The organism is Pseudomonas sp. Pseusp3 (assembly GCF_047304225.1).
GTDB classification, from domain to species: Bacteria; Pseudomonadota; Gammaproteobacteria; order Pseudomonadales; family Pseudomonadaceae; genus Aquipseudomonas; species Aquipseudomonas fluorescens_CD.
Window position 1 is genome coordinate 1 of the sequence record NZ_JBGLYV010000024.1, and the last position, 18,347, is coordinate 18,347.

17 protein-coding genes and 3 pseudogenes are annotated in these 18,347 nt (G+C 58.0%); 6 read left to right on the forward strand and 14 right to left on the reverse strand.

The annotated features are described in order from the left end of the window. Positions 1-123: 123 nt before the first annotated feature. The 4 genes and pseudogenes from ACCD00_RS10565 to ACCD00_RS10580 form a co-directional block, all read right to left on the reverse strand. Positions 124-494, reverse strand: a pseudogene (locus ACCD00_RS10565) (hypothetical protein); the annotation flags it as partial. 632 nt (positions 495-1,126) lie between these two features. After that, positions 1,127-1,669: a histidine phosphatase family protein gene (locus ACCD00_RS10570; RefSeq protein ID WP_413424340.1), complete on the reverse strand. Its 543-nt coding sequence runs from the start codon at positions 1,667-1,669 to the stop codon at positions 1,127-1,129. Positions 1,670-1,686: 17 nt separating this feature from the next. Next, positions 1,687-2,730, reverse strand: coding sequence for an SDR family oxidoreductase (locus tag ACCD00_RS10575; protein WP_413424220.1), 1,044 nt, complete (start codon positions 2,728-2,730; stop codon positions 1,687-1,689). 3 nt (positions 2,731-2,733) lie between these two features. Next, a complete protein-coding gene (locus ACCD00_RS10580) occupies positions 2,734-3,153 on the reverse strand; it encodes an ester cyclase (protein WP_413424222.1) in 420 nt (139 codons plus the stop codon). Positions 3,154-3,269: 116 nt separating this feature from the next. Here ACCD00_RS10580 and ACCD00_RS10585 point away from each other — a divergent pair, with 116 nt between their 5' ends. After that, positions 3,270-4,184, forward strand: coding sequence for a LysR family transcriptional regulator (locus ACCD00_RS10585; RefSeq protein ID WP_413424224.1), 915 nt, complete (start codon positions 3,270-3,272; stop codon positions 4,182-4,184). Between the two features lie 389 nt (positions 4,185-4,573). Continuing rightward, positions 4,574-4,654, forward strand: a pseudogene (locus ACCD00_RS10590) (hypothetical protein); the annotation flags it as partial. A 517-nt stretch (positions 4,655-5,171) separates the two neighbouring features. Here ACCD00_RS10590 and ACCD00_RS10595 read toward each other — a convergent pair. The 3 genes from ACCD00_RS10595 to ACCD00_RS10605 all read right to left on the reverse strand — a co-directional run bounded on the left by ACCD00_RS10595 (position 5,172) and on the right by ACCD00_RS10605 (position 8,639). Further along, the gene (locus tag ACCD00_RS10595) at positions 5,172-5,666 is read right to left on the reverse strand and encodes a helix-turn-helix domain-containing protein (protein WP_413424226.1); all 495 of its coding nucleotides are present in this window, start codon (positions 5,664-5,666) and stop codon (positions 5,172-5,174) included. Between the two features lie 466 nt (positions 5,667-6,132). After that, the gene (locus ACCD00_RS10600; protein ID WP_413424228.1) at positions 6,133-7,560 is read right to left on the reverse strand and encodes a mechanosensitive ion channel domain-containing protein; all 1,428 of its coding nucleotides are present in this window, start codon (positions 7,558-7,560) and stop codon (positions 6,133-6,135) included. 62 nt (positions 7,561-7,622) lie between these two features. Next, positions 7,623-8,639: an alpha/beta hydrolase gene (locus tag ACCD00_RS10605; RefSeq protein WP_413424230.1), complete on the reverse strand. Its 1,017-nt coding sequence runs from the start codon at positions 8,637-8,639 to the stop codon at positions 7,623-7,625. A gap of 345 nt (positions 8,640-8,984) precedes the next feature. Between ACCD00_RS10605 and ACCD00_RS10610 the strand changes: the two genes are divergently transcribed. From ACCD00_RS10610 to ACCD00_RS10620, 3 genes and pseudogenes are all read left to right on the forward strand, one after another. Next, positions 8,985-9,638 carry a hydrolase gene (locus ACCD00_RS10610; RefSeq protein WP_057399470.1) on the forward strand — a complete coding sequence of 218 codons (654 nt, stop codon included), beginning with the start codon at positions 8,985-8,987 and terminating at the stop codon, positions 9,636-9,638. Positions 9,639-9,771: 133 nt separating this feature from the next. Next, positions 9,772-11,355 carry an MFS transporter gene (locus ACCD00_RS10615; protein ID WP_413424232.1) on the forward strand — a complete coding sequence of 528 codons (1,584 nt, stop codon included), beginning with the start codon at positions 9,772-9,774 and terminating at the stop codon, positions 11,353-11,355. 60 nt (positions 11,356-11,415) lie between these two features. After that, positions 11,416-11,537: pseudogene (locus ACCD00_RS10620) on the forward strand (IS5/IS1182 family transposase); the annotation flags it as partial. A gap of 121 nt (positions 11,538-11,658) precedes the next feature. On the opposite strand, the gene ACCD00_RS10625 reads toward ACCD00_RS10620, so the two are convergent. The 7 genes from ACCD00_RS10625 to ACCD00_RS10655 form a co-directional block, all read right to left on the reverse strand. Further along, positions 11,659-12,921: a serine hydrolase domain-containing protein gene (locus ACCD00_RS10625; protein WP_413424234.1), complete on the reverse strand. Its 1,263-nt coding sequence runs from the start codon at positions 12,919-12,921 to the stop codon at positions 11,659-11,661. Positions 12,922-13,113: 192 nt separating this feature from the next. Beyond that, positions 13,114-13,569 carry a RidA family protein gene (locus ACCD00_RS10630; RefSeq protein ID WP_413424236.1) on the reverse strand — a complete coding sequence of 152 codons (456 nt, stop codon included), beginning with the start codon at positions 13,567-13,569 and terminating at the stop codon, positions 13,114-13,116. Then, positions 13,566-14,450 carry a PhzF family phenazine biosynthesis protein gene (locus ACCD00_RS10635; protein ID WP_413424238.1) on the reverse strand — a complete coding sequence of 295 codons (885 nt, stop codon included), beginning with the start codon at positions 14,448-14,450 and terminating at the stop codon, positions 13,566-13,568. Before ACCD00_RS10635 ends, ACCD00_RS10630 begins: the two co-directional genes overlap by 4 nt. Next, positions 14,447-15,493 (reverse strand): ABC transporter substrate-binding protein, encoded by a 1,047-nt coding sequence (locus tag ACCD00_RS10640; RefSeq protein ID WP_413424240.1) that lies wholly within the window; start codon positions 15,491-15,493, stop codon positions 14,447-14,449. The genes ACCD00_RS10635 and ACCD00_RS10640 overlap by 4 nt, the downstream gene beginning before the upstream one ends. Positions 15,494-15,526: 33 nt before the next feature. After that, a complete protein-coding gene (locus ACCD00_RS10645; protein WP_413424242.1) occupies positions 15,527-16,291 on the reverse strand; it encodes an ABC transporter permease in 765 nt (254 codons plus the stop codon). Beyond that, positions 16,288-17,106 carry an ABC transporter ATP-binding protein gene (locus ACCD00_RS10650; RefSeq protein WP_413424244.1) on the reverse strand — a complete coding sequence of 273 codons (819 nt, stop codon included), beginning with the start codon at positions 17,104-17,106 and terminating at the stop codon, positions 16,288-16,290. Before ACCD00_RS10650 ends, ACCD00_RS10645 begins: the two co-directional genes overlap by 4 nt. Before the next feature lie 114 nt (positions 17,107-17,220). Beyond that, complete coding sequence (locus ACCD00_RS10655) at positions 17,221-18,033, reverse strand: helix-turn-helix domain-containing protein (RefSeq protein ID WP_413424246.1); 813 nt, start codon at positions 18,031-18,033, stop codon at positions 17,221-17,223. A 124-nt stretch (positions 18,034-18,157) separates the two neighbouring features. On the opposite strand from ACCD00_RS10655, the gene ACCD00_RS10660 reads away from it, so the two are divergent. Next, positions 18,158-18,337, forward strand: a complete 180-nt coding sequence (locus tag ACCD00_RS10660) for a hypothetical protein (protein ID WP_413424248.1) — start codon at positions 18,158-18,160, stop codon at positions 18,335-18,337. The last annotated feature ends 10 nt before the right edge of the window (positions 18,338-18,347 follow it).

The window sequence follows — 18,347 nt, forward strand, 5'->3', positions numbered from 1 at the left end:
GGGTTTCGAGAGGAACACCAATGTGCACGTCAAATCTCCTGCGTGATCTTATTGAGTAAACCCATGCACTACGGATGATTCGGCGGCGGCGATGGTCACCGCCTCGGTCCCGATGAAGCATCACATGATGGAGATGAAGGCGCCGACTACCGCCGACAGGCCGTTGGGAGCAAACCCGCCGTGCTCGGCCATCAGGCCGCTCAACCCGCTGACTTCCCGATCGGGAACCCAGCCTATCAACACGGCAAAACCCACACCGATGAAACCAATGATCGCCACGACCTTTCACCGAGCAGGCGCATGACCAGAACGACCAGCAGGCCAGAGAACAGATAGGTCAGCAGGACGGCCGGGCCAGCCGCCGCAATGGCATGTCCTGAGCCCACGAACAAACCGGAGCCGATAATCCCGACGATAGACAACATGGTGAAGTGACGTGGCTTGAAGCCCTGCGCCAATTGGCCACTCGAATCCTTGGAGCTCGGGCTGATCATTATTTTTTTCTCTGGTGAACGACATTCAGGCGTGCTGATGGGGGGCTATTGTCCCCCTCCTAAAAACGGCGCCCTCCAAGCGCTGCCGTTCTTGTCAAACCCATCATCGCGATGTGGTTATTTCGATGAAAAGCAGTGCCACCTTACTCGGCTTGTCCGACGATTCAGTTACCTGTTCGCGCCACCTTCTTGCCTGATATCGACACATGCAAACTTGGCGTTCACGATGAAGACCAAGCGGTCACGAAGTGGCTTGGTGTAATCATTTTGTTTTTTGCGCACTCTGCTAACAGAGCAATGAATGGTGATAGTTTGCGAAGCTTAAGCGTGCGAGAAGTTTTCGGAAGAGGCCTGCAACCTGAAACGGGTCATGAAAATCATCGGCGCTAACGGTTTGTTGGTAGGGGGCAAGGGAATGCAGTTTGTTGCTAATGGGCCAGACATCGCTGTCTGAGTTATTACGGGCTCATGAGGAAGGTCGTGTTGTGTTTTTCTGTGGGAAACCAACCCGGTAGTGAGGCGCTCGAACGTGCCTGTCGGGAACGTTCGCATGCCATTACAACCATACCAATTTCGGCCCGGTCAGTTTTGAAGGGGAGCACCGAGCTCTGTAGAACAGAAACTCTCACCTCTTAAATACCGCCATTTTGATACACCGTCGCACTCCAATATTGGCTGCCGTTACGTTTTTGGCGAGTCCATCCATCTGCCTCCAGTTGTCTGGCGATCATTCGATTCATAAACCCATGACCGAGCAGCAGAACCGGTCCTTCGCCGGCAAGGGACTGAAGCCGTTTAGCTGCCGTGCCGGCGCGCATCCTCGTAGTGGCGACGGATTCGACTCGGCGTGAGTAACCGCACAACCATAAGATCCGAAGGATAAATGCCCAGGTAAACGGCGATAGCCGTGGCAGTTGCCAGTGACCATAAGGCAGTGGAGCTTCACAGAACAGCGCGTCGACCAGGGCGGGCTTCAGGCCGAGAGCCTGGACGGAAGTCAGCGCACGAGGCGCGTTGCTTGAGACAATCACCGTGGCGGTTGCGGCGAGCTGCATGCTGGCATCCGGGACGGGTTGATTGGTAATTTCGGAGCGGTCGTATTGTTCGATCCAGTCTTTCATATCGAGCGCTGATATTTTGTCGGTTGCGACCAGTTTTGGCTGGCCGTGACGCATCAGGATTATTTTTCTGCTCACGGTCTGTTTACGTCCTTGTCCTGGTGTGTATCAAACCAACCGTGATCACGGTACCACGCCACGGTGTCGGTGATTGTTTGCTCCAGCGCCCGGAAACTCAGGTCAAGCTCTCGTTCGCTCTTGCCGTGATTGAAACGGGTGCGGTCCTTTTCTCGTACCAGCAGGCGCAACGTGGCTATGCTCAGCAGAATGGGCTTGCCGGTAATACGCGCGTAGATCTCCTGCACAACTGCCAAGGTGTACAGAAAGGGCAGCGGCAGTTGTCGAACGGGTGTCTTGACGCCTGCGATACGCCCAAGAGCGGGCACCAGTTCACGCATTGTCATATGCCGGCCCGCCGCGAGATAGCGCTCGCCTCGACGCCCATCTCTGGCGGCGGCAATCTGCGCCAATGCCACATCGCGGGCATCGACAACGGAGAAGCTACCGGGGATCAGTCCGGGCAATTTGCCGCGTACGACATCGTTGACCAACTGTCCCGAGGAGGTCGGGCCAATGTCGGCAGGCCCCCACATCCAGCCAGGCAGGACCATGCAGGCATGCATCTCGGGATGGACTTCCAGGAACGACAGGACGACACGGTCGGCGAGTATCTTGCTGCGGTAGTAGTCATCCGCGTCGGCGTCGGCCCGCAGGCAGGTTTCATCGATTGACGTGCCGGGAGCGCCGTCGAGCACGGCGATGGAAGACGTATGGATGAACCGTCGTATACCAGCGCGGTAGGCCTGACCAAGCAGGCTCCGTGTACCGGACACATTAATCTTTTCGAGTTCTTCCCAGTGGCTGCCGCCCTTGTAGTTGTCGCGAAAGAACGCTGCGGTGTGGAACACCGTATCGCAGCCTTGTAGCGACGCTGCGAACGCTTCGACATCGGCCATGTCACCAACGACCAGTTCCACACCCGGCAAATGCTTGAACTGTTGTTCACCTTTGGCTCTTGAACGGACCAGGGCTTTGACCACGCAGCCACGAGCGACCAGTTCACGTACCAGGTTGTTGCCCAACAAGCCGGTCGCGCCAGTGACGAATGTGTTATGCATGTGTCACCCCTCACTCTGATCGGTTGACGGCATCAATACCGCACTGTCGAAGAAGACCTCTTCGCGTATGGCCAAGCCGTCTTTGAAGGTGAAGTGTGCGGCGTAGTACACGGTAATGTGGCGTCCATGGGGTGGAATCACCCGGTCCGACAGCACCAATGGTGCAGCGAAGGTGCCGGTCAGGAAGGCGGTCAGTGCCAAACGATCGTGGGTGACGATAAATGGGCTCAAGATCACCTTGGCATCGGGGAACGCTTCGAGTAATGCGCGCTCTCGCTTGTGCATGGCCTCGCGACCGGTTTGTATCCCCATGCCATCGAAGTAGATGAAGTCTTCGGAAACCAGCGCAAGCATCGCCTCCAGGTCTCGGCGATTAAAGGCGCTGGCGGCGCGTGCCGCATAGTCGTTGGGGCCAGTAGTCATACAGTCCATTCCATTCTTTTCGAGGGGGTGTAGATATACCGTTGACACCTCTGCCGAAAAACAGCGACTGCTGCATAATGGATTTGCAAATTTGCGGATCAGGGAAGATATGAAGCATGGCTTTGCAAGCAAACTGGGACGATCTTCGCCTGCTGTTGGCAGTCTCGCGACGTGGCAGCTTTCTCCAGGCCGGTCAATTGCTGGGGGTCGCTGCGTCTACTGTGGCGCGACGGCTGACCCAACTTGAAGGCGCACTTGGCGAGCCACTCGTTGAGCGGGGAGTTGAAGGATGCAGGTTGACCCCGCGAGGCCAATCCCTCGTGGACGTTGCCTTGGCTGCAGAAGCGGGCTTGAGGCGTCAAACCGTTACGGGCATGTCCGAACCAGACACAGAGCTATCTGGCAGTGTCGTGGTCAGTGCAGGAGAGGGGTTCTCGTCTTGCGTGCTGGAGGCCGCGAGTCGCTTCACCACTCTGCATCCGCGATGCTCGGTGGAGTTGCTGATAACAGCCGACTTTCACAAGATCGTCCGCGGAGTCGCAGACATTGCTGTACGCACGACTCATCTGGGCGAGCCGTCGCTGATTTATCGCTCCATAGGCAGGCTCGCTTACGGTGTATTCGCCGATGCAGGTTATCTGAAGCGGTTTCCAGGGCTGACTCCGGCCACTGCGGCCAATATTGCCTTGCTTCCTCCGCTGGACATGTTGCCTCAAATGCGCATGGCAAAGGCCTCGGGCCTGGACCGCACGCAGATCAGCGTGAGCTCGTTCGCGGTTCAGCTCGAATCGGTGAGGCGAGGAATGGGCGTGGCAGTGTTGCCCAGAATTCTGGCGAAGGATCTGATCGGGTTGTTCCCGGATCTCCAGCTTCCAGATATGGAGGTCTATCTGGTGACCCGGCCGCAGGCATTGAAACAGGCTCACATCAAATGTTTTTTTGCCATCCTGGAGCAGGTACTGCTTGAAGCCCTTTCCATGGAAAGTGTCGAAGGGGACCTCTTGGAGGGGCGCCCCGAAATGGGTGCATGAGGCAGCTTGCAGGTTGTACGGTAATGGTGGAAAACAATCGGAACTGCGGTCGCAACCTTTGTCTGGCGAGAAAAGAGGCGGACCGCGTTCGGCCGATTTCGACGGTCACGACCGACCGAAATAGCCTGTGGACTCAGCCGGTCGACGCAACGGATTGGCTAAATTGTTCAGCAGGCGTTTCGTAGTTTAGTGTTTTCCGAGAGCGGCTATTCAGCTGCCAGGCCACTTCATTGACTGCGGCAGAAATCTGCTGGAGGCCAGCGAGTTCCACTCAAGGCCTGCCAGGATACTCTGAACTCTTGACAATGGAGGTACGGGAGCCTGGGCGGACACTGGATATCCCCCGGGTGCTGATCGAACACGCAGGCAACGTGGTAAGCAAGGACGAAATGATTGCTCACGTCTGGCCAACTTCAGTGGTCGGGGATATCAATCCGCGCGTGCACATTGCCGCCCTGCGACGGGCTCTCGTCGAAGGCCAGAACGGGTGGCCCTGCACTGTCAACTTTCCCCAGCGCGGCTACAGCTTCGTCGTCCCAGTGCAGCGCGAGTTGGAACGGACGCTGGTTTTGATCAAGACCGGACACAAACACCAGCACAAATTAACTCGTCCTGCGTCCGGTCTGCACCCAAAACTCGCTCCTGCAAATGGATATAACCCATCTCAAGGACAAACCAGCGAGCAACGTGGTGGTCTATCACAGTGGCTACGGGCACACCCGGGTCACGGCCGGCTGATTTCCTCGGTGCTGACAAGATCGTACCGATCGAAACCTACGGTATCTCAAACGGGTCAAGGGTTCGAAACTGCTCGTCCACCCTGGCGTGCCCGTGGGCTAACTGATACTGACAAGGATCAGCTCAACGCCGACCTGCTGACTTTCCTTCAAGCTTGATTGGCTCTGCCCCTGGCGCAGGCGTTCGGGCCCGCGCCGGTTTACACCCCTTGCATGGGCGGCATTCCAGTGCTGGGGTGATTCACGGTCGTCACCCCGGAAAATGAGCGGTCCTGCCGCTCGATTTGATCATTGGACGTGAATTTGAACGGTTAGTGAGGGAGGCGGCTTGCGTTGCGGTAGGTGGTGCGGATCGCACCGCCCGACAGCGCCAGGCGAAAGGCGTAATGCCTTCGCTGCGGGTGAAAATGTGACTGAAGTGCGCCTGATCACAGAAGCCGCATTCCAGGCCGATTTGCGTCAGGGTCAGGTTGGTCTTCTCGATCAGTTGCTTGGCCCGGGCGACGCGCTGGCAACGAATCCAGTCCTGGGGCGACAGGCCAGTGCTGCACTTGAAGGTACGGGAGAAATGACTGCGGGACATCGCGCAGGCCCGTGCCAGTTCGGTGACTTCCAGGGGGTCGCTGAGGCGGTCGAGGATCAATTGTTTGACCAGGCATTCCCGCCAGGGAGTGAGACCACCAGTGATGGCTTTTCGCGTTTGGGTGGCTGACACGCAGGTGTTGTTGTGCTGAACATGGGCCATGACAAATGTCCGTGTTGATGGGTGTGTTCTGGAGCACAGTGCGGTGGGGCGGCACCATCCCTTTTGGAAAAACAATCTTGCATCGAGGGTTTGATTTTTGGTCGCAAGGCTTTGGCTGGCGAGTTAAACGTTGTTAATTCCCTCCTTTGAGTGCCTATGATTCAGTAAAGTCCAAAGACGGGTGCCTGGTTGAAAACACAATGGAACGGTACTCGGGAATCATTACGATCTGCGCAATGCCGATTTGAACCTGCTGGCGATTTTCGAGGTTCTGATGTTCGAAAAAAACCTGACCTGGGTCGCTGGAAAACAGTCCCCGGATGCGCCGTTCATTGCCGCCAAACAAGTGCAAAACTTGTGGGAGCGAGCCTGCTCGCGAAAGCGGTGTGTCGGATGACATCAATGTCACTGATACTCCCTCTTCGTGAGCAGGCTCGCTCCCACAAGGTCAGTGCCTGACAGTTGTTTAACGGTTCTGCAACCATCCCAGAAAGCCACCTTTCCTGACCGCCACCGGTTTGGCCATCAACGCCATCCGGCTGTTCTGCTGCCGGACCGCTTGCAGCTTGTTCAGCGCCCGGTCGACTTCGCGTCGTTGCTCCATGCAACTGCGGGTCAGGGATTTGTCGAGGCGGTAGATGATGCTTGAGGTCATGGCAGTGAACCGTGCCTGGGACGGCGTGTCGGCGAGGATGCTTTGTTCGCCCATGATTTCACTCGGCCCCATGCGCCCGGCTTCAATCTGCATGCTGCCGTCGGCGACCGTGGCGCTGACCACGCCGGTGGCGATGACGAACAGGCTGTCCGGTACTTCTTCCAGATCCAGCACCACCTCACCGGCCGCGTATTGCTGCGCCACCATGTTCCGGGCCAGGCGATCACGCTCCTCGGCGCTCAGGGAACGGAAGACTTTCACTTCATCGAGCAACGCCCGGGCGCGGGTCGAAGGCTCGATCACGCCATCGGGCTGCCGGGAGATGCCTGCCGCTTCGAGGTGCCGATGGGCGAGATCGAACAGCTGATTGCGCACTTCGCTTTTCTTGCCGAGCTCGGCGATAAAACCGCTGGCAACGTATTCGGACATCTCTTCGCCGGCCTCTTTCAACACCGCTTTGGGTGCAGGGTTGAGCAACAGGCTGCTGCTGCCTTGCAGGGTGCGGTCGAGGGCGTCGAGTACTCGACGGGGGCGGATGTGGTTCGGCACCCTGATGCTGATCGACACCCCGTGCAGGTTGTTCGGTTGGCTGAGGTTGACGATCTTGGCCTTGGCCGCCACCGAGTTCGGTACCACGGCCATCGTGCCGGCGCTGCTCAACAGGTGCGTGGCGCGCCAGTTGATGTCGAGCACCTTGCCCTCGACGCCATCGATGACGACAAAGTCGTCCACCTGATACGGCTTGGTGGTGTTGAGCACGATGCCGGAGAACACGTCGGCCAACGTACTCTGCAGCGCCAGACCGACGACGATGGCAAACACGCCAGAGGTCGCGAGCAGACCTTTGACCGGCAGATCCAGCACATAGCCGGCGGCGGCGACGATGGAAGCCAGAAACACCAAGGCACCGATGACGTCCTGCAACAAACGGCCGCTGTGGCCGATGCGGCGCATCAGCACCAGACCGAACACCTCGGTCAGCACCCGTGCGGCGTACAGCCACCAGAGAATCCCCAGCGCCGTCGCGCCAAGTTGCGCCACCTGGTCATCGGCAAACAACGGCGCCTGCAATGGACTGACGCCGGTATTGATGATCAGCGAACTGAACGCCAGAAACAGCACCAGCCGCACACCAACCCGTGGCGCACGATGCTTGAATGGGACGAGGTGCCAGAGCAGAGCGTCGAGCACCAGCAGCAGGGCGCTCCAGGACAACAGGTGGGCAGAGAAAATGCTCATGGGGTGGACTCCTGCGGGCACAAAAAAATCGCCACACCCAGAGGTGTGGCTAGTGGTTGCACTCAGTTCAGATGGGTCTTGAGTTCCGCCGCCGCTTGCCGCACGGCTGCCTTCACCTCGGGAATCTGACTCAACGGATTGAGCAGGCCAAAGTCATGAATCATCCCGTTGTAGCGCACCGAGGTCACCGGCACACCGGCCGCATCGAGGTGGCGGGCGTAACCTTCGCCTTCGTCACGCAGCACGTCGAATTCGGCGGTCTGCACCAATGCGGCAGGCAGGCCCTTGAGTTGTTCGGCGCTGGCGTTGAGCGGCGAGGCATGGATCTGCGCACGTTCGGCCGGGTTGGTGGTGTAGTTGTCCCAGAACCACTGCATCATGCCTTTGGTGAGGAAGTGCCCCTCGGCGAACTGCTGGTACGAGCCGTCGTCGAACTGCGCGTTGGTTACCGGCCACATCAACAGCTGGAAGCGCAGGGCCGGGGTGTTCTGCTCCTTTGCCATCAGCGCCACGACTGCCGCCATGTTGCCGCCGACGCTGTTGCCGGCCACCGCCAGACGCTTGCCGTCGACACCGATTTCCTTGCCATGCCCGGCCACCCATTTCGTCGAGGCGTAGGCCTGGTTGATCGCGGTCGGGTACTGCGCTTCCGGCGACGGCGTGTAGTCGACGTACACCGCGACCGCGCCGGAGCCCACCACCAGGTCACGAATCAGGCGTTGGTGCGTCGGGAAGTCGCCCAACACCCAGCCGCCACCATGGAAGAACATGAACACCGGCAACTCGCCTTTGACCTTGGCGGGGCGCACCACTTTCAGGTTGATGGTCTGGCCATTGACCTTGATCGCCTTGTCGCTGACGTCCACACCGGACAGATCAACCTTCACCGAAGCCTGGGCACCGGTCAGCACCGCACGGGCGTCTTTGGGGCTCAATTGCTCAAGCGGTTTGCCACCGCCGGCGGCGAGGGCATCGAGGAAGGCCTGGGTGTTGTGTTCTACGCCAGTACCTTCAGCAGCGAACGCATTGCCGATGGACAGGGCGAGGAGGGAAGCGGCGAGGGTTTTCTTGATGTTCATGTGCAAATCCTTTTTAAGCCGTTTTAGTTTTTCTATGCCTTGGGATCGGGCTGCTGTGGCGCTGGGGTTTCGGCCTCAGCAACACCGTGAGCACAGATTAATGAGGTGCCGGAAAGTGAAAAAGCGGCCATAAAGCGTTTAACTGTCAACCAGAGAGTGACAATTAGCCCGTTCGAAGGCATTCCGGGCTGTCTGCTGCCGCTGTTCCCGCAGCGCTATCGCGAGGTGACTGCTGGCGAAGTAAATTCTCTCAGCACAAATCCTCCAGATTCGCACATCCGTACAATCGTTCTGCTCTAGCGAAACCGAAAATGGCGCTTCTCAAAACATATCCGGAGAAGTGTTATGGCAACCGCAAAAGCAGCACCAGGCAAAGGCCTGATTGATCCGAGCAACCACGCCCTGATCCTGATCGACTTTCAGTCACAGATGTCATTTGCGACTAAATCCATCGACGCTGTATCACTGCGTAATAACGCTGCACTGATCTCGAAAGCAGCGAAGGAATTTGGCGTTCCTGCCATTCTTACCACCGTCGCCGAAAAAAGCTTTTCGGGCCCAATGTTTGAAGAAATCACCTCGGTCTTCGCCGGCCAGGAGCTGATTGACCGGACCAGCATGAACACCTGGGAGGACGAGCGTATCGCCGTCGCCGTGAATAAGATCGGTCGCAACAGAATCGTTCTTGCCGGTCTCTGGACCTCGGTCTGCATCGTTGGACCGGCGATCTCGGCGCTTGAACAAGGCTTCGAGGTCTACGTCATTTGCGATGCGTGTGGTGACGTTTCAGATGAGGCTCATGAGCGTGCTATCGAGCGTATGGTTCAAGCAGGTGCGCGTCCAATGACCTCGCTTCAATACCTCCTGGAATTGCAGCGTGACTGGGCTCGCAGCGACACCTATAACGAGACGGTGAAAACTTCTATCGCTCACGGTGGCGCTTATGGTCTTGGTTTGATTTATGCCAAAACCATGTTTAACGCATCGGAAGGTCACTGATCGGTAAGCGCCTCTTCCCCACCAGGGGATGAGGCGCACTTTGCCTGGGGATCCGGAAGATTGGCATTGGGTACGAGTCTGTCGCGTCGTTGGCCACTTCTGAGCAAACTGTGGGGAGGAAATGGTGAGTACGATGACTGAAGAGCAGGCACCGGGTACGGCCTGGCAACCGCTTCGCCATGGACTGTTTCGCAGTCTATGGCTCGCCAGCATTGCATCCAGCATAGGGACGTGGATGCATGAAGTCGGTGCGGGGTGGCTGATGACCTCCTTGTCGGCCAGTCCCCTCATGGTGTCTCTGGTACAGGTAGCGGGTGCCGCTCCCATGTTCCTTCTAGCGCTGCCTGCTGGCGCGCTGGCCGACATCGTCGACAAACGGCGTTACCTGTTGGCTGTCCAGGCAGGAATGGCCGTCATTGCACTTGCGCTCGCCTTGATCACCTTTGCGGACCTGATGAGCTCTACGCTTTTACTCCTGTTTACTCTGGCCATGGGGATTGGAACGGCGCTGACCATGCCAGCATGGTCAGCGTTGACACCTGAGCTGGTTCCGGCCAGTGATCTGCCCGCCGCGATATCGCTGAGTAGCGTGGGGGTCAACGTTGCCCGGGCACTCGGACCGGCCATCGCTGGCATCATCATCAGTCTGGTAGGGCCATGGGCGACATTTGCCGTCAATGCCCTGTCCTTCTTTGGCGTTATCGCGGTGCTCGCCTTGTGGCGTCGCACGCCACAACAGACCGTATTGCCGGCAGAGCGCCTGTTTGGCGCTATACGTACGGGTTGGCGCCATACCCGTAGTTCACGGCACCTGCAGCGAGTTCTGGTGCGCGCCCTGGCCTTTTTCCTGGGTGCAAGCGCCGGCATGTCCTTGCTTCCACTGATTGTGCGAAGTGAGCTGAAGGGCAGCGCTGAGCAATTCGGGATCTTGCTCGGTTGCGTGGGGATCGGGGCGGTCGCGGGTGCAATGTTTCTACCCAGGATTCGTCAGCATGTTGCTGTCAATCCGCTGGTGGCATCGGCCAGCCTTATCTATGCAGCAGTATTGCTGGCATTGGCATGGATTCATGATTTCTATCTGCTTATCCCTGTGATGTTCCTCAGTGGTGCTGCCTGGATCGCGGTATTGTCCAGCTTTCAGGTGTCTGCGCAAACATCGGTACCTGCGTGGGTAAGGGCCAGGGCGTTGGCGGTCTATATCCTGACTTTCTTTGGCAGCATGGCTTTGGGCGGTGTGATATGGGGACTGATCGCCAGCTGGTTTTCGATCTCGATATCGCTGAGTCTTGCCGCCGTAATCATGGTGGTGGGAGTAGGGGTGGGCTGGAGGGTCAAACTGCCTGCGCTGAGCGCAGAAGACCTGGCCCCTTCGCTGCATTGGCCGCAACCGTTGATGGGTGTCGACGTTGAAGGTGAGCGTGGGCCTGTCATGATTACACTCGAATATGAGATTGACACGGTGGATGCCGATGCCTTCAAAGACGCTATGGAAGAGGTGCGCAGGATGCGGCAGCGCAATGGTTCTTTTTCCTGGCAGTTGATGCAGGACACCGAAAATCCGCAACTGTGGATCGAGTTGTTTTTCGACGAGTCCTGGTACGACCATCTACGCCACCACGGTCGAGTCACTCGCGCAGAGTTGAAAATCGAATCAGCCGCCCGGCGCTTTCAAATCGCTGGAAAGTCTGTACGTATTCGGCACTTGCTCAAAGGCTGACGGGTTAGTCTCACTTCAGTCCTGCGGTGGAAGAACGGCCTGCGCTTTTGAAAAGGTTGTGCAACCTGCGCCTCTTCTGGTACCGGGAAAAAAGGGGGCCTGAAGAACCGCAAAATCATTCGCTCGGACGTAGCCGGGGCGGTCTGACGACGACCATTGGTATCAAGATGACCGGAGAGGGCCCGTGGCTGCCCCAGATCAGGAACGCCAGTTTCCGGCCAGAATCGGCAAACTGCGAATTTTGGCTGCCTTCTTCATGTACAGGAGTTTTTCCAACTCCTGTACATGAATCCAAGAAACCGGTTACTGAAGGGTATTGGTAATGGCGTCAAAGGCGACCATGTCGTCGATAACCTCACCACCGGTGGGTTTGGTCTGTGCTTGCCACACTACAATCACCACATCTTTGGTCGGATTGATGTAGAGGAACTGACCAAAAGTGCCTGCAGCAGTAAAGGCTCTATCAGCCTTGGAAGCATCGGTCCAGCCTGGCCACCACATGTTGGCAAAGTCACCGTATGCCGCATCTGTGCCAGTGGTCGCGCTGGCGAAGCTCATCCAGTCTTCAGGCAACACTTGCTGTTCACCGGCCTTGCCGCCGCTGAGGAAAAACTGTCCAAAGCGCCCGTAATCTTCAAGGGTTGCACTGATGCCGCTGCCGCCCACTTCATTGCCGTTAAGGCCGTCGAGCCACCATTTGGCATCGGTTTGCATGCCATAGGGGACCCAGATTTTCTCGCTCAGGTATTGCGTCAGTGGCTTGCCCACGGCGGCGCTGACCAGTTGTCCCAAGACTTGCGTTTCACCGGTGCTGTAGTTGGTGCGAGTGCCAGGAGGTGCAGCGGTGGGCAGGCTTGCCATGAACTTGAGGAGCGACCCAGGCACTTGTTCGATTCGCAGCTTGATCAGCTGTCGTTCGTCTGATGTTGGATCAGTGTATTTCTCGTTCCATTTGATTCCGGAGCGCATGGACAGAATTTGACGTACGGTGACCTGGTCGTATCCGCTACCGGCCAGCGCGGGTAAGTAGTGAGTGACTTTGTCATCAAGGCTTTTGATGGCGCCGTCCTGCAATGCAGCGCCCACGAGAGTCGAGGTGATTGATTTCGCCACCGACATCGACATCCAGCGGGTGTTGGCGGTATTACCTTTTTCGTATCGCTCAGTCACGATTTGACCGTCCTTGAGCACCAACAGGCCTGTCACCCGATTCAGCGCAACGTAGTCATCGAGACTGTAGCGCTTGCCTTTATAGTCAAAGGCAACCGGGCCGAGTGGCGTGCCGCTGCGCGGTAACGGGAAAGGATGGCCGCCCGCTTTGATGGTCCGCACAGGGAACAAACGATCAGTATTGCGAAAGGTAGTGACGGCCATGTCCTCGCTGAGATTGCCGTCATAAATGGCCTGCACTTCGCCAATCGGCTCCAGCGCAGGTTGTTGGTAGGACTTCGTGGGACCAGGAGTGGCCGCGCAGGCGGTCAACGATAGAACGAGTGTCGAAACACACACCACCACTTGGAGATGGCTGCGCTTAACGAGCGATGGATGGCGAGGGAGCATTGGCATAAACACCTTCCTATGGTTTCTTGTTGTTTTGTCAGGGGGCAGTTTGCAAGGTGGACATTTTTGGGGCGCGTGGGATCGGGCCCGATCACGCGCGGAATCGGGCCATGGATAATCTGGAATATTTGATTGATTGATTGATTGATTGATTGATTGATTGATTGATTGATTGGCCAGGCTTGGTGAGAAAGCGCTCTAACGCACTGCCGCCACCAGTTCCAACTCCAGCAATCCGCTGCCTGGAAGCCCGGCGACGCCCAGCGCAGAGCGCGCGTGTTGCCCGCGCTCGCCAAACAACTCGATCAGCAAACGCGAAGCTTCGTCGAGAACTTTTGAGTAATCCTGGTAACCGTCCTCGGCATAGACAAATCCGCGTACGAACACAATCCGCTCGACGCATTCCAGATCACCGACCGCTTGCTCAAGCGCGCTCAAAGCGCGCAATACACAGGTGCGAGCAGCCAGGATCAAGGTTTCTGCAGACATGTCTGCCCGAGCCGGACCTTTGATTACACTGTCGGCCAAACGACACACCTGCCCGCTGACATAGGCCACACCACTGTGGACCACCACCGGTATGTAGTCACCCTTGGGGGCAGGGGCATCGGGCAATTGCAGACCCAACAGCTTCAGTCTCTCTCGAATGCTCATGGGCTCACCTGCGCAAAACTCACCGGCCCACCGAGCCACAATCCCTGAATCTGCTCCTGAGCATCCCGGCGAAAGCGCAACGATATCTCTGAAGGGCGGCCCATAGCCCGACCCTGACGAACACGCACCGGGCGTTCATCAACACTCACCAAGCCGTTTTCCAGCAAACCGAAGGTCAGGGCCGCGGCTGCAATACCGGTGGCCGCGTCTTCGGGGTAGCCGGAGGACTTGGGAAACTGTCGTGCATCGAATTGTCGAGTGGCAAGGTCCAGTGGTGCGTAGGGGTACAAACCGGTTGAGCCGATGCGCTCGCACAATTGCTCAATCCGGCGAAAATCCGGTTTCAACCCGTCCAGCACCGCCACGCTCTTGAGCGGGATCAGGGTTTTCACCCGGCTGGTGGCGGCGTTCTGGATGGGTAACGGAGCCAACTCATTGGAACTGATGCCCAGCACCGAGAGGATTTGCGCTTCGATGTCCGGGGACGAGAGAGTTTCGACCTGACCTTTGGGTTGGCTGATTTCGACCTGTACGGTGCCACCCCCATCGCGCATGACCCGCGCTTCCACGCGTCCACTCAAGGTCCAGATCGACAGTTGATCCTTTGGCAACATCCCCAGTCGGTCCAGCAGCCAGACGGCGCCGACCGAGGCATGTCCACACATCTCCATTTCGTGGTTCGGCACCCAGAAACGGAAGCTGAAATCATAGTCGGTTCCGGCCGGTGGCGAACAGACGAAGCCGCATTCATGCCCGTAAGCCTGGGCCACAGCCTGCATGTCCGCGTCGCTCATGCCGTCGGCGCGAGCGACGGTTGGTGCAGGGTTACCGCCGTTTTCGGCAGCAGGGAATACATTGATCAGATGAACTTGCGGGGTCATTTCTGCGCTCCTTGAGCGTCCGATAAAGCAGGTGCAACCGCATCGACGATGGCATTGGTAAATGCTGTGTGCGGATCAAGACTGACCGGTTCCGCTTCAACAGCGTTCATGAAACTGATGTTCTTCTGGACGCCCGACAACTCGACCCTCGGCGTGGCCGGGTAAGAGGGCAGTGACGCTGTCCATGCCGCATCGAAAATCGGCGCGGCGGTGTGAGCGAAGTACGGCCGCACGGCTTCCCGAGCCTTGTCCGGATCGGTGGCGATCAGTTGCTCGGCGCGCCACAGGGCTTTCACCATTTTTCGTGCGGTGTCGGTGTTACTGGCCAACCAGTCTTCCCGAGCAATCATCGCTGTAAAGAGGAAACCGTTGAGCGGCTGATATTCACCCTTGGCCAAGTCCATCAACACAAATCCCCCTTGCTGTTCGGCGGTGGTGATAGTCGGTGGTGACAGCGAAAAACCATTGATGCTGCCCTGGGAAAACGCCGCCAGCATGTTCGGCGCGCCGCCAATCGGCATGATGGTCAGGTCTTTGTCCGAACTCAGGCCTGCGTCCTTGGCCAGATAGCGAACCAGCATATCGGTGGTGCTGCCGGGACCGGTGACGCCGATTTTCAATCCTTTCAAGGCTTGTGCCCGGGCAGTCAGTGGTGACGCAGCGGATACACCCGCACTTTTCGCGGAATCGGCATCGATCACCACGGTGCTGCCGAACTGCGTCTGCACCGAGGCGAAAGCCTGAACATCCTGTCCCTTGGAGCGGGCACGGATGGCCACCGCCGGCAGGCCGACATAGGCGTCGGCATCACGTCCGAGGACAGCGGTAAGCGCCGCGGAGCCGCCTTTCTGGAAGACGATGACTTCGATGTCGAGCCCTTCTTCGGCGAAGTAGCCAAGCTTCTGCGCGACATAGATCGGCACATACAGGAAGCCTTCACTGGGAAACGCCAGTTTGACCTTGGTCAACTCGGCGGCCTGAGTCGCGAACCCACAGAGCAGTGCGCTGGCAAACGCGGTCGCCGTCATTAGACGTTTGAACATGATGGAACTCCGGATAATCAATCGAAAGGATGTTCAGACCGCCACTTCACGTTCGGCGTCGTTGGCTTTCCATGGCATCAGCCGGCGTTCGGCCAGTTTGACCGCGGTATTGAGGATCAGCGCCAGGGCAATGATGCCCACCAGCGCGGCGAACACACCGGCGGTGTCAAACTGCGAAGCCGCGTCGGAGAGCAAGTAGCCGAGCCCGCGATTGGCAGCGATGATTTCACCCACCAGTGCGCCGATCAGTGCGTACGGCACCGACAGGCGCAACCCGGTAAACACCCAGGTGAACGCGGAGGGAATGACCACCATGCTCAACAAATCACGTTCGCGGGCGCCCATCAGGCGCAGGATGGTCAACTGCTCGCGGGACACGTTGCGCACTCCGCTGTAGGTATTGAGGAACACCAGGAAGAACACCACTGCTGCGGTCAGAATGACTTTCATCGGCAAGCCGATGCCGAACCAGAGGATAAACAATGGTGCGAGAGCGACCTTCGGCAAGCTGTAGAACGCGGTGAGAAAGGGGTCGAGGATGTCGGCCAGGACTTTGGCCCGGCCTAACAGCAGGCCAGCAGCGAGACCGGCCACCGAGCCGAAGAAGAATCCGAGTACGGCTTCCAGCGTGGTAATCCCTGCGTGGTAGAAAAACACGCCATTGAGCAGGAGCTTGCACAAACTGGCCGCCACGGCAGAAGGCCGGCTGATGAAAAACTCCACGCCGAACCAGCGGGAAATGCTTTCCCACAGCACCAGCAGAAACACCAGGAACAGCAAGCGATAGACCTGAATCATAGGGCCTCCAGAGAGTGAGCCAGCGAGGAAGGATCGGCGGCACCGGCGATGTCTGGGGCCAGGCGCTGCCAAAGGGCGGCGCAGAGTTCGACGTAGTGCGGATCGGAACGCAGTTGCACCAGATTGCGCGGCTGCGCCAGTGACACCTCAAGGATGTGATCGATGGTGCCGGGACGCCCGGCAAAGACCACGCAGCGATCGGCGAGGGCGATGGCTTCGTCGACATCGTGGGTGACGAACAGCACGGTTTTTTTCAGTTTCTTGCACAGTCGCAACAGCTCGGTTTGCAGCGTGAGGCGCATCTGCGCATCGAGGGCTCCAAACGGCTCGTCCATCAGCAAGGTCTCAGGATCGCTGGCCAGCAATCGGGCCATGGCCGCACGTTTTCGCATGCCACCGGACAGTTGGTTCGGGTAGCTGGCACCAAATCCGGTCAATCCGACCAAGGCCAACAGTTCCTCGACACGTGCGTCGATTTCACGCTTGCCCAGGCGTCGGATCTGTAACGGTACGGCGATGTTGCCGGCCACTGTGCGCCATGGCAGCAGGTGGTCAGCCTGGGTCATGTAGCCGACCCGTGTGTTGACGCCTTTGACTTCGGCGCCGTCGTAATGAACCCGACCTTCGGTAGGGCCGAACAGCCCCGCGGTCATGTTCAACAACGTCGATTTGCCGCACCCGGACGGGCCGACCAAAGTAATGATTTCGCCACGCTGGATCTCAAGCGATACATTGCGCACGGCCACAAACCTGCGCCCGTCGACCTTAAAACTCTTCTGCACATCAGCGAAACTGATAAAGGGTTCTCGCCTCACGGCCCCATCCTCTTGTTGTTTTGTCAGGGCTCAGGATGCCGGGTGGAGAAACTCGGGGCGCACGGGATCGGGCCTCATCATGCGCGAGATCGGGCCATGGATAATCGGGATGGTTTACCGGTTGGTGTTACGGCGAAACTCGTCAGGCGAGCAGCCCTGTGCGCGTCGGAAGACATGGGCCAGGTGGGAAGGGGACTCGTAGCCGACGCTGTTGGCAATCTCCAGCACAGACATGCGCGTGTGCTGCAGCAGGTTCTTCACTCGCTCCAGGCGCATGCGCTGAACGCAGGCCAGCACAGATTCGCCAGTGTGTTGGGCAAACAAGCGGGTGAGGTGGCGTCGTGAAACATGAAAGGCTTCAGCGATCTCGTCCAGTCCCGGAGACTGTTCAAGATTGCCATCCAGATAGCGCTGAACATCACGCACCAATGCCGCACCATGACGTTCGGTCGAAGAACGTTGCAGGCTTGGCTGGCTCAGGGAAATCGCCAGGCATTCCAGGAGCAGCAAGTGGTCGGTCTGGGTGATTTGCCTACGCCGATCCACGTAGCGATCCGGTTGACTGAAGGCTTTTTTCGCCAGCAATAGATGATGAAGCGGTGCCGAGGCGTGCCAGATACCCAACGTCGGTACTCGCAAAAAACGGTTGGCATCACCGGACAGATCACGCAGGGCATAGCTCATGTAATCCGGGTCGACATAGAACGCAACATGTCCCTGTCTCACTGTCATTGACGATGAGGAATGGCTCCACTGGGGTGGGACCAATACGAACTGTCGGTCAACCATCGACGTTGAACGGCCGCTTTGTTCGTCCTTGAATCGCAACAAACCATGCTCCGGCACCATGATCATGAATTCATCATGCTCATGGGCAGCGGTTTCATAGGCTCCATTGGAGTTGAAGACGCTGTAGATTTCACGCATTGGCCACACCGGGTCGCGTCAGTCAGGTGCAAACACTAATACGCTGCGTAGTGAGAAATCTCAAGATCGGAAAGAGGCAGCCCGCTCGGTGAATGGCAGGCACTCCAGGTCAGGAGAACTCTCGATGTTGAATGATGTACACCTGCTGGAACGGCACAGCCTGCTCAGCTCGGCCGATTACCGCGAGATCAAGGACAAGGTCAGCCAATACCTGTGCCCGCACAGCTTCAACGTACTGCGTGACCAGAATGCAGCTTTGAAAGGGCAGAAGTTTTCACGCGCGGCATTCATGAACCTCCCTTAGCCACCCACCA

Excerpts from the sequence above, each read along its gene's own strand:
- ACCD00_RS10570 (WP_413424340.1), bottom strand. The coding sequence starts at position 1,669 with ATGCGTCACGGCCAGCCAAAACTGGTCGCAACCGACAAAATATCAGCG.
- ACCD00_RS10575 (WP_413424220.1), bottom strand. The coding sequence starts at position 2,730 with ATGCATAACACATTCGTCACTGGCGCGACCGGCTTGTTGGGCAACAAC.
- ACCD00_RS10580 (WP_413424222.1), bottom strand. The coding sequence starts at position 3,153 with ATGACTACTGGCCCCAACGACTATGCGGCACGCGCCGCCAGCGCCTTT.
- ACCD00_RS10585 (WP_413424224.1), top strand. The coding sequence starts at position 3,270 with ATGGCTTTGCAAGCAAACTGGGACGATCTTCGCCTGCTGTTGGCAGTC.
- ACCD00_RS10595 (WP_413424226.1), bottom strand. The coding sequence starts at position 5,666 with ATGGCCCATGTTCAGCACAACAACACCTGCGTGTCAGCCACCCAAACG.
- ACCD00_RS10600 (WP_413424228.1), bottom strand. The coding sequence starts at position 7,560 with ATGAGCATTTTCTCTGCCCACCTGTTGTCCTGGAGCGCCCTGCTGCTG.
- ACCD00_RS10605 (WP_413424230.1), bottom strand. The coding sequence starts at position 8,639 with ATGAACATCAAGAAAACCCTCGCCGCTTCCCTCCTCGCCCTGTCCATC.
- ACCD00_RS10610 (WP_057399470.1), top strand. The coding sequence starts at position 8,985 with ATGGCAACCGCAAAAGCAGCACCAGGCAAAGGCCTGATTGATCCGAGC.
- ACCD00_RS10615 (WP_413424232.1), top strand. The coding sequence starts at position 9,772 with ATGACTGAAGAGCAGGCACCGGGTACGGCCTGGCAACCGCTTCGCCAT.
- ACCD00_RS10625 (WP_413424234.1), bottom strand. The coding sequence starts at position 12,921 with ATGCCAATGCTCCCTCGCCATCCATCGCTCGTTAAGCGCAGCCATCTC.
- ACCD00_RS10630 (WP_413424236.1), bottom strand. The coding sequence starts at position 13,569 with ATGAGCATTCGAGAGAGACTGAAGCTGTTGGGTCTGCAATTGCCCGAT.
- ACCD00_RS10635 (WP_413424238.1), bottom strand. The coding sequence starts at position 14,450 with ATGACCCCGCAAGTTCATCTGATCAATGTATTCCCTGCTGCCGAAAAC.
- ACCD00_RS10640 (WP_413424240.1), bottom strand. The coding sequence starts at position 15,493 with ATGTTCAAACGTCTAATGACGGCGACCGCGTTTGCCAGCGCACTGCTC.
- ACCD00_RS10645 (WP_413424242.1), bottom strand. The coding sequence starts at position 16,291 with ATGATTCAGGTCTATCGCTTGCTGTTCCTGGTGTTTCTGCTGGTGCTG.
- ACCD00_RS10655 (WP_413424246.1), bottom strand. The coding sequence starts at position 18,033 with ATGCGTGAAATCTACAGCGTCTTCAACTCCAATGGAGCCTATGAAACC.
- ACCD00_RS10660 (WP_413424248.1), top strand. The coding sequence starts at position 18,158 with ATGTTGAATGATGTACACCTGCTGGAACGGCACAGCCTGCTCAGCTCG.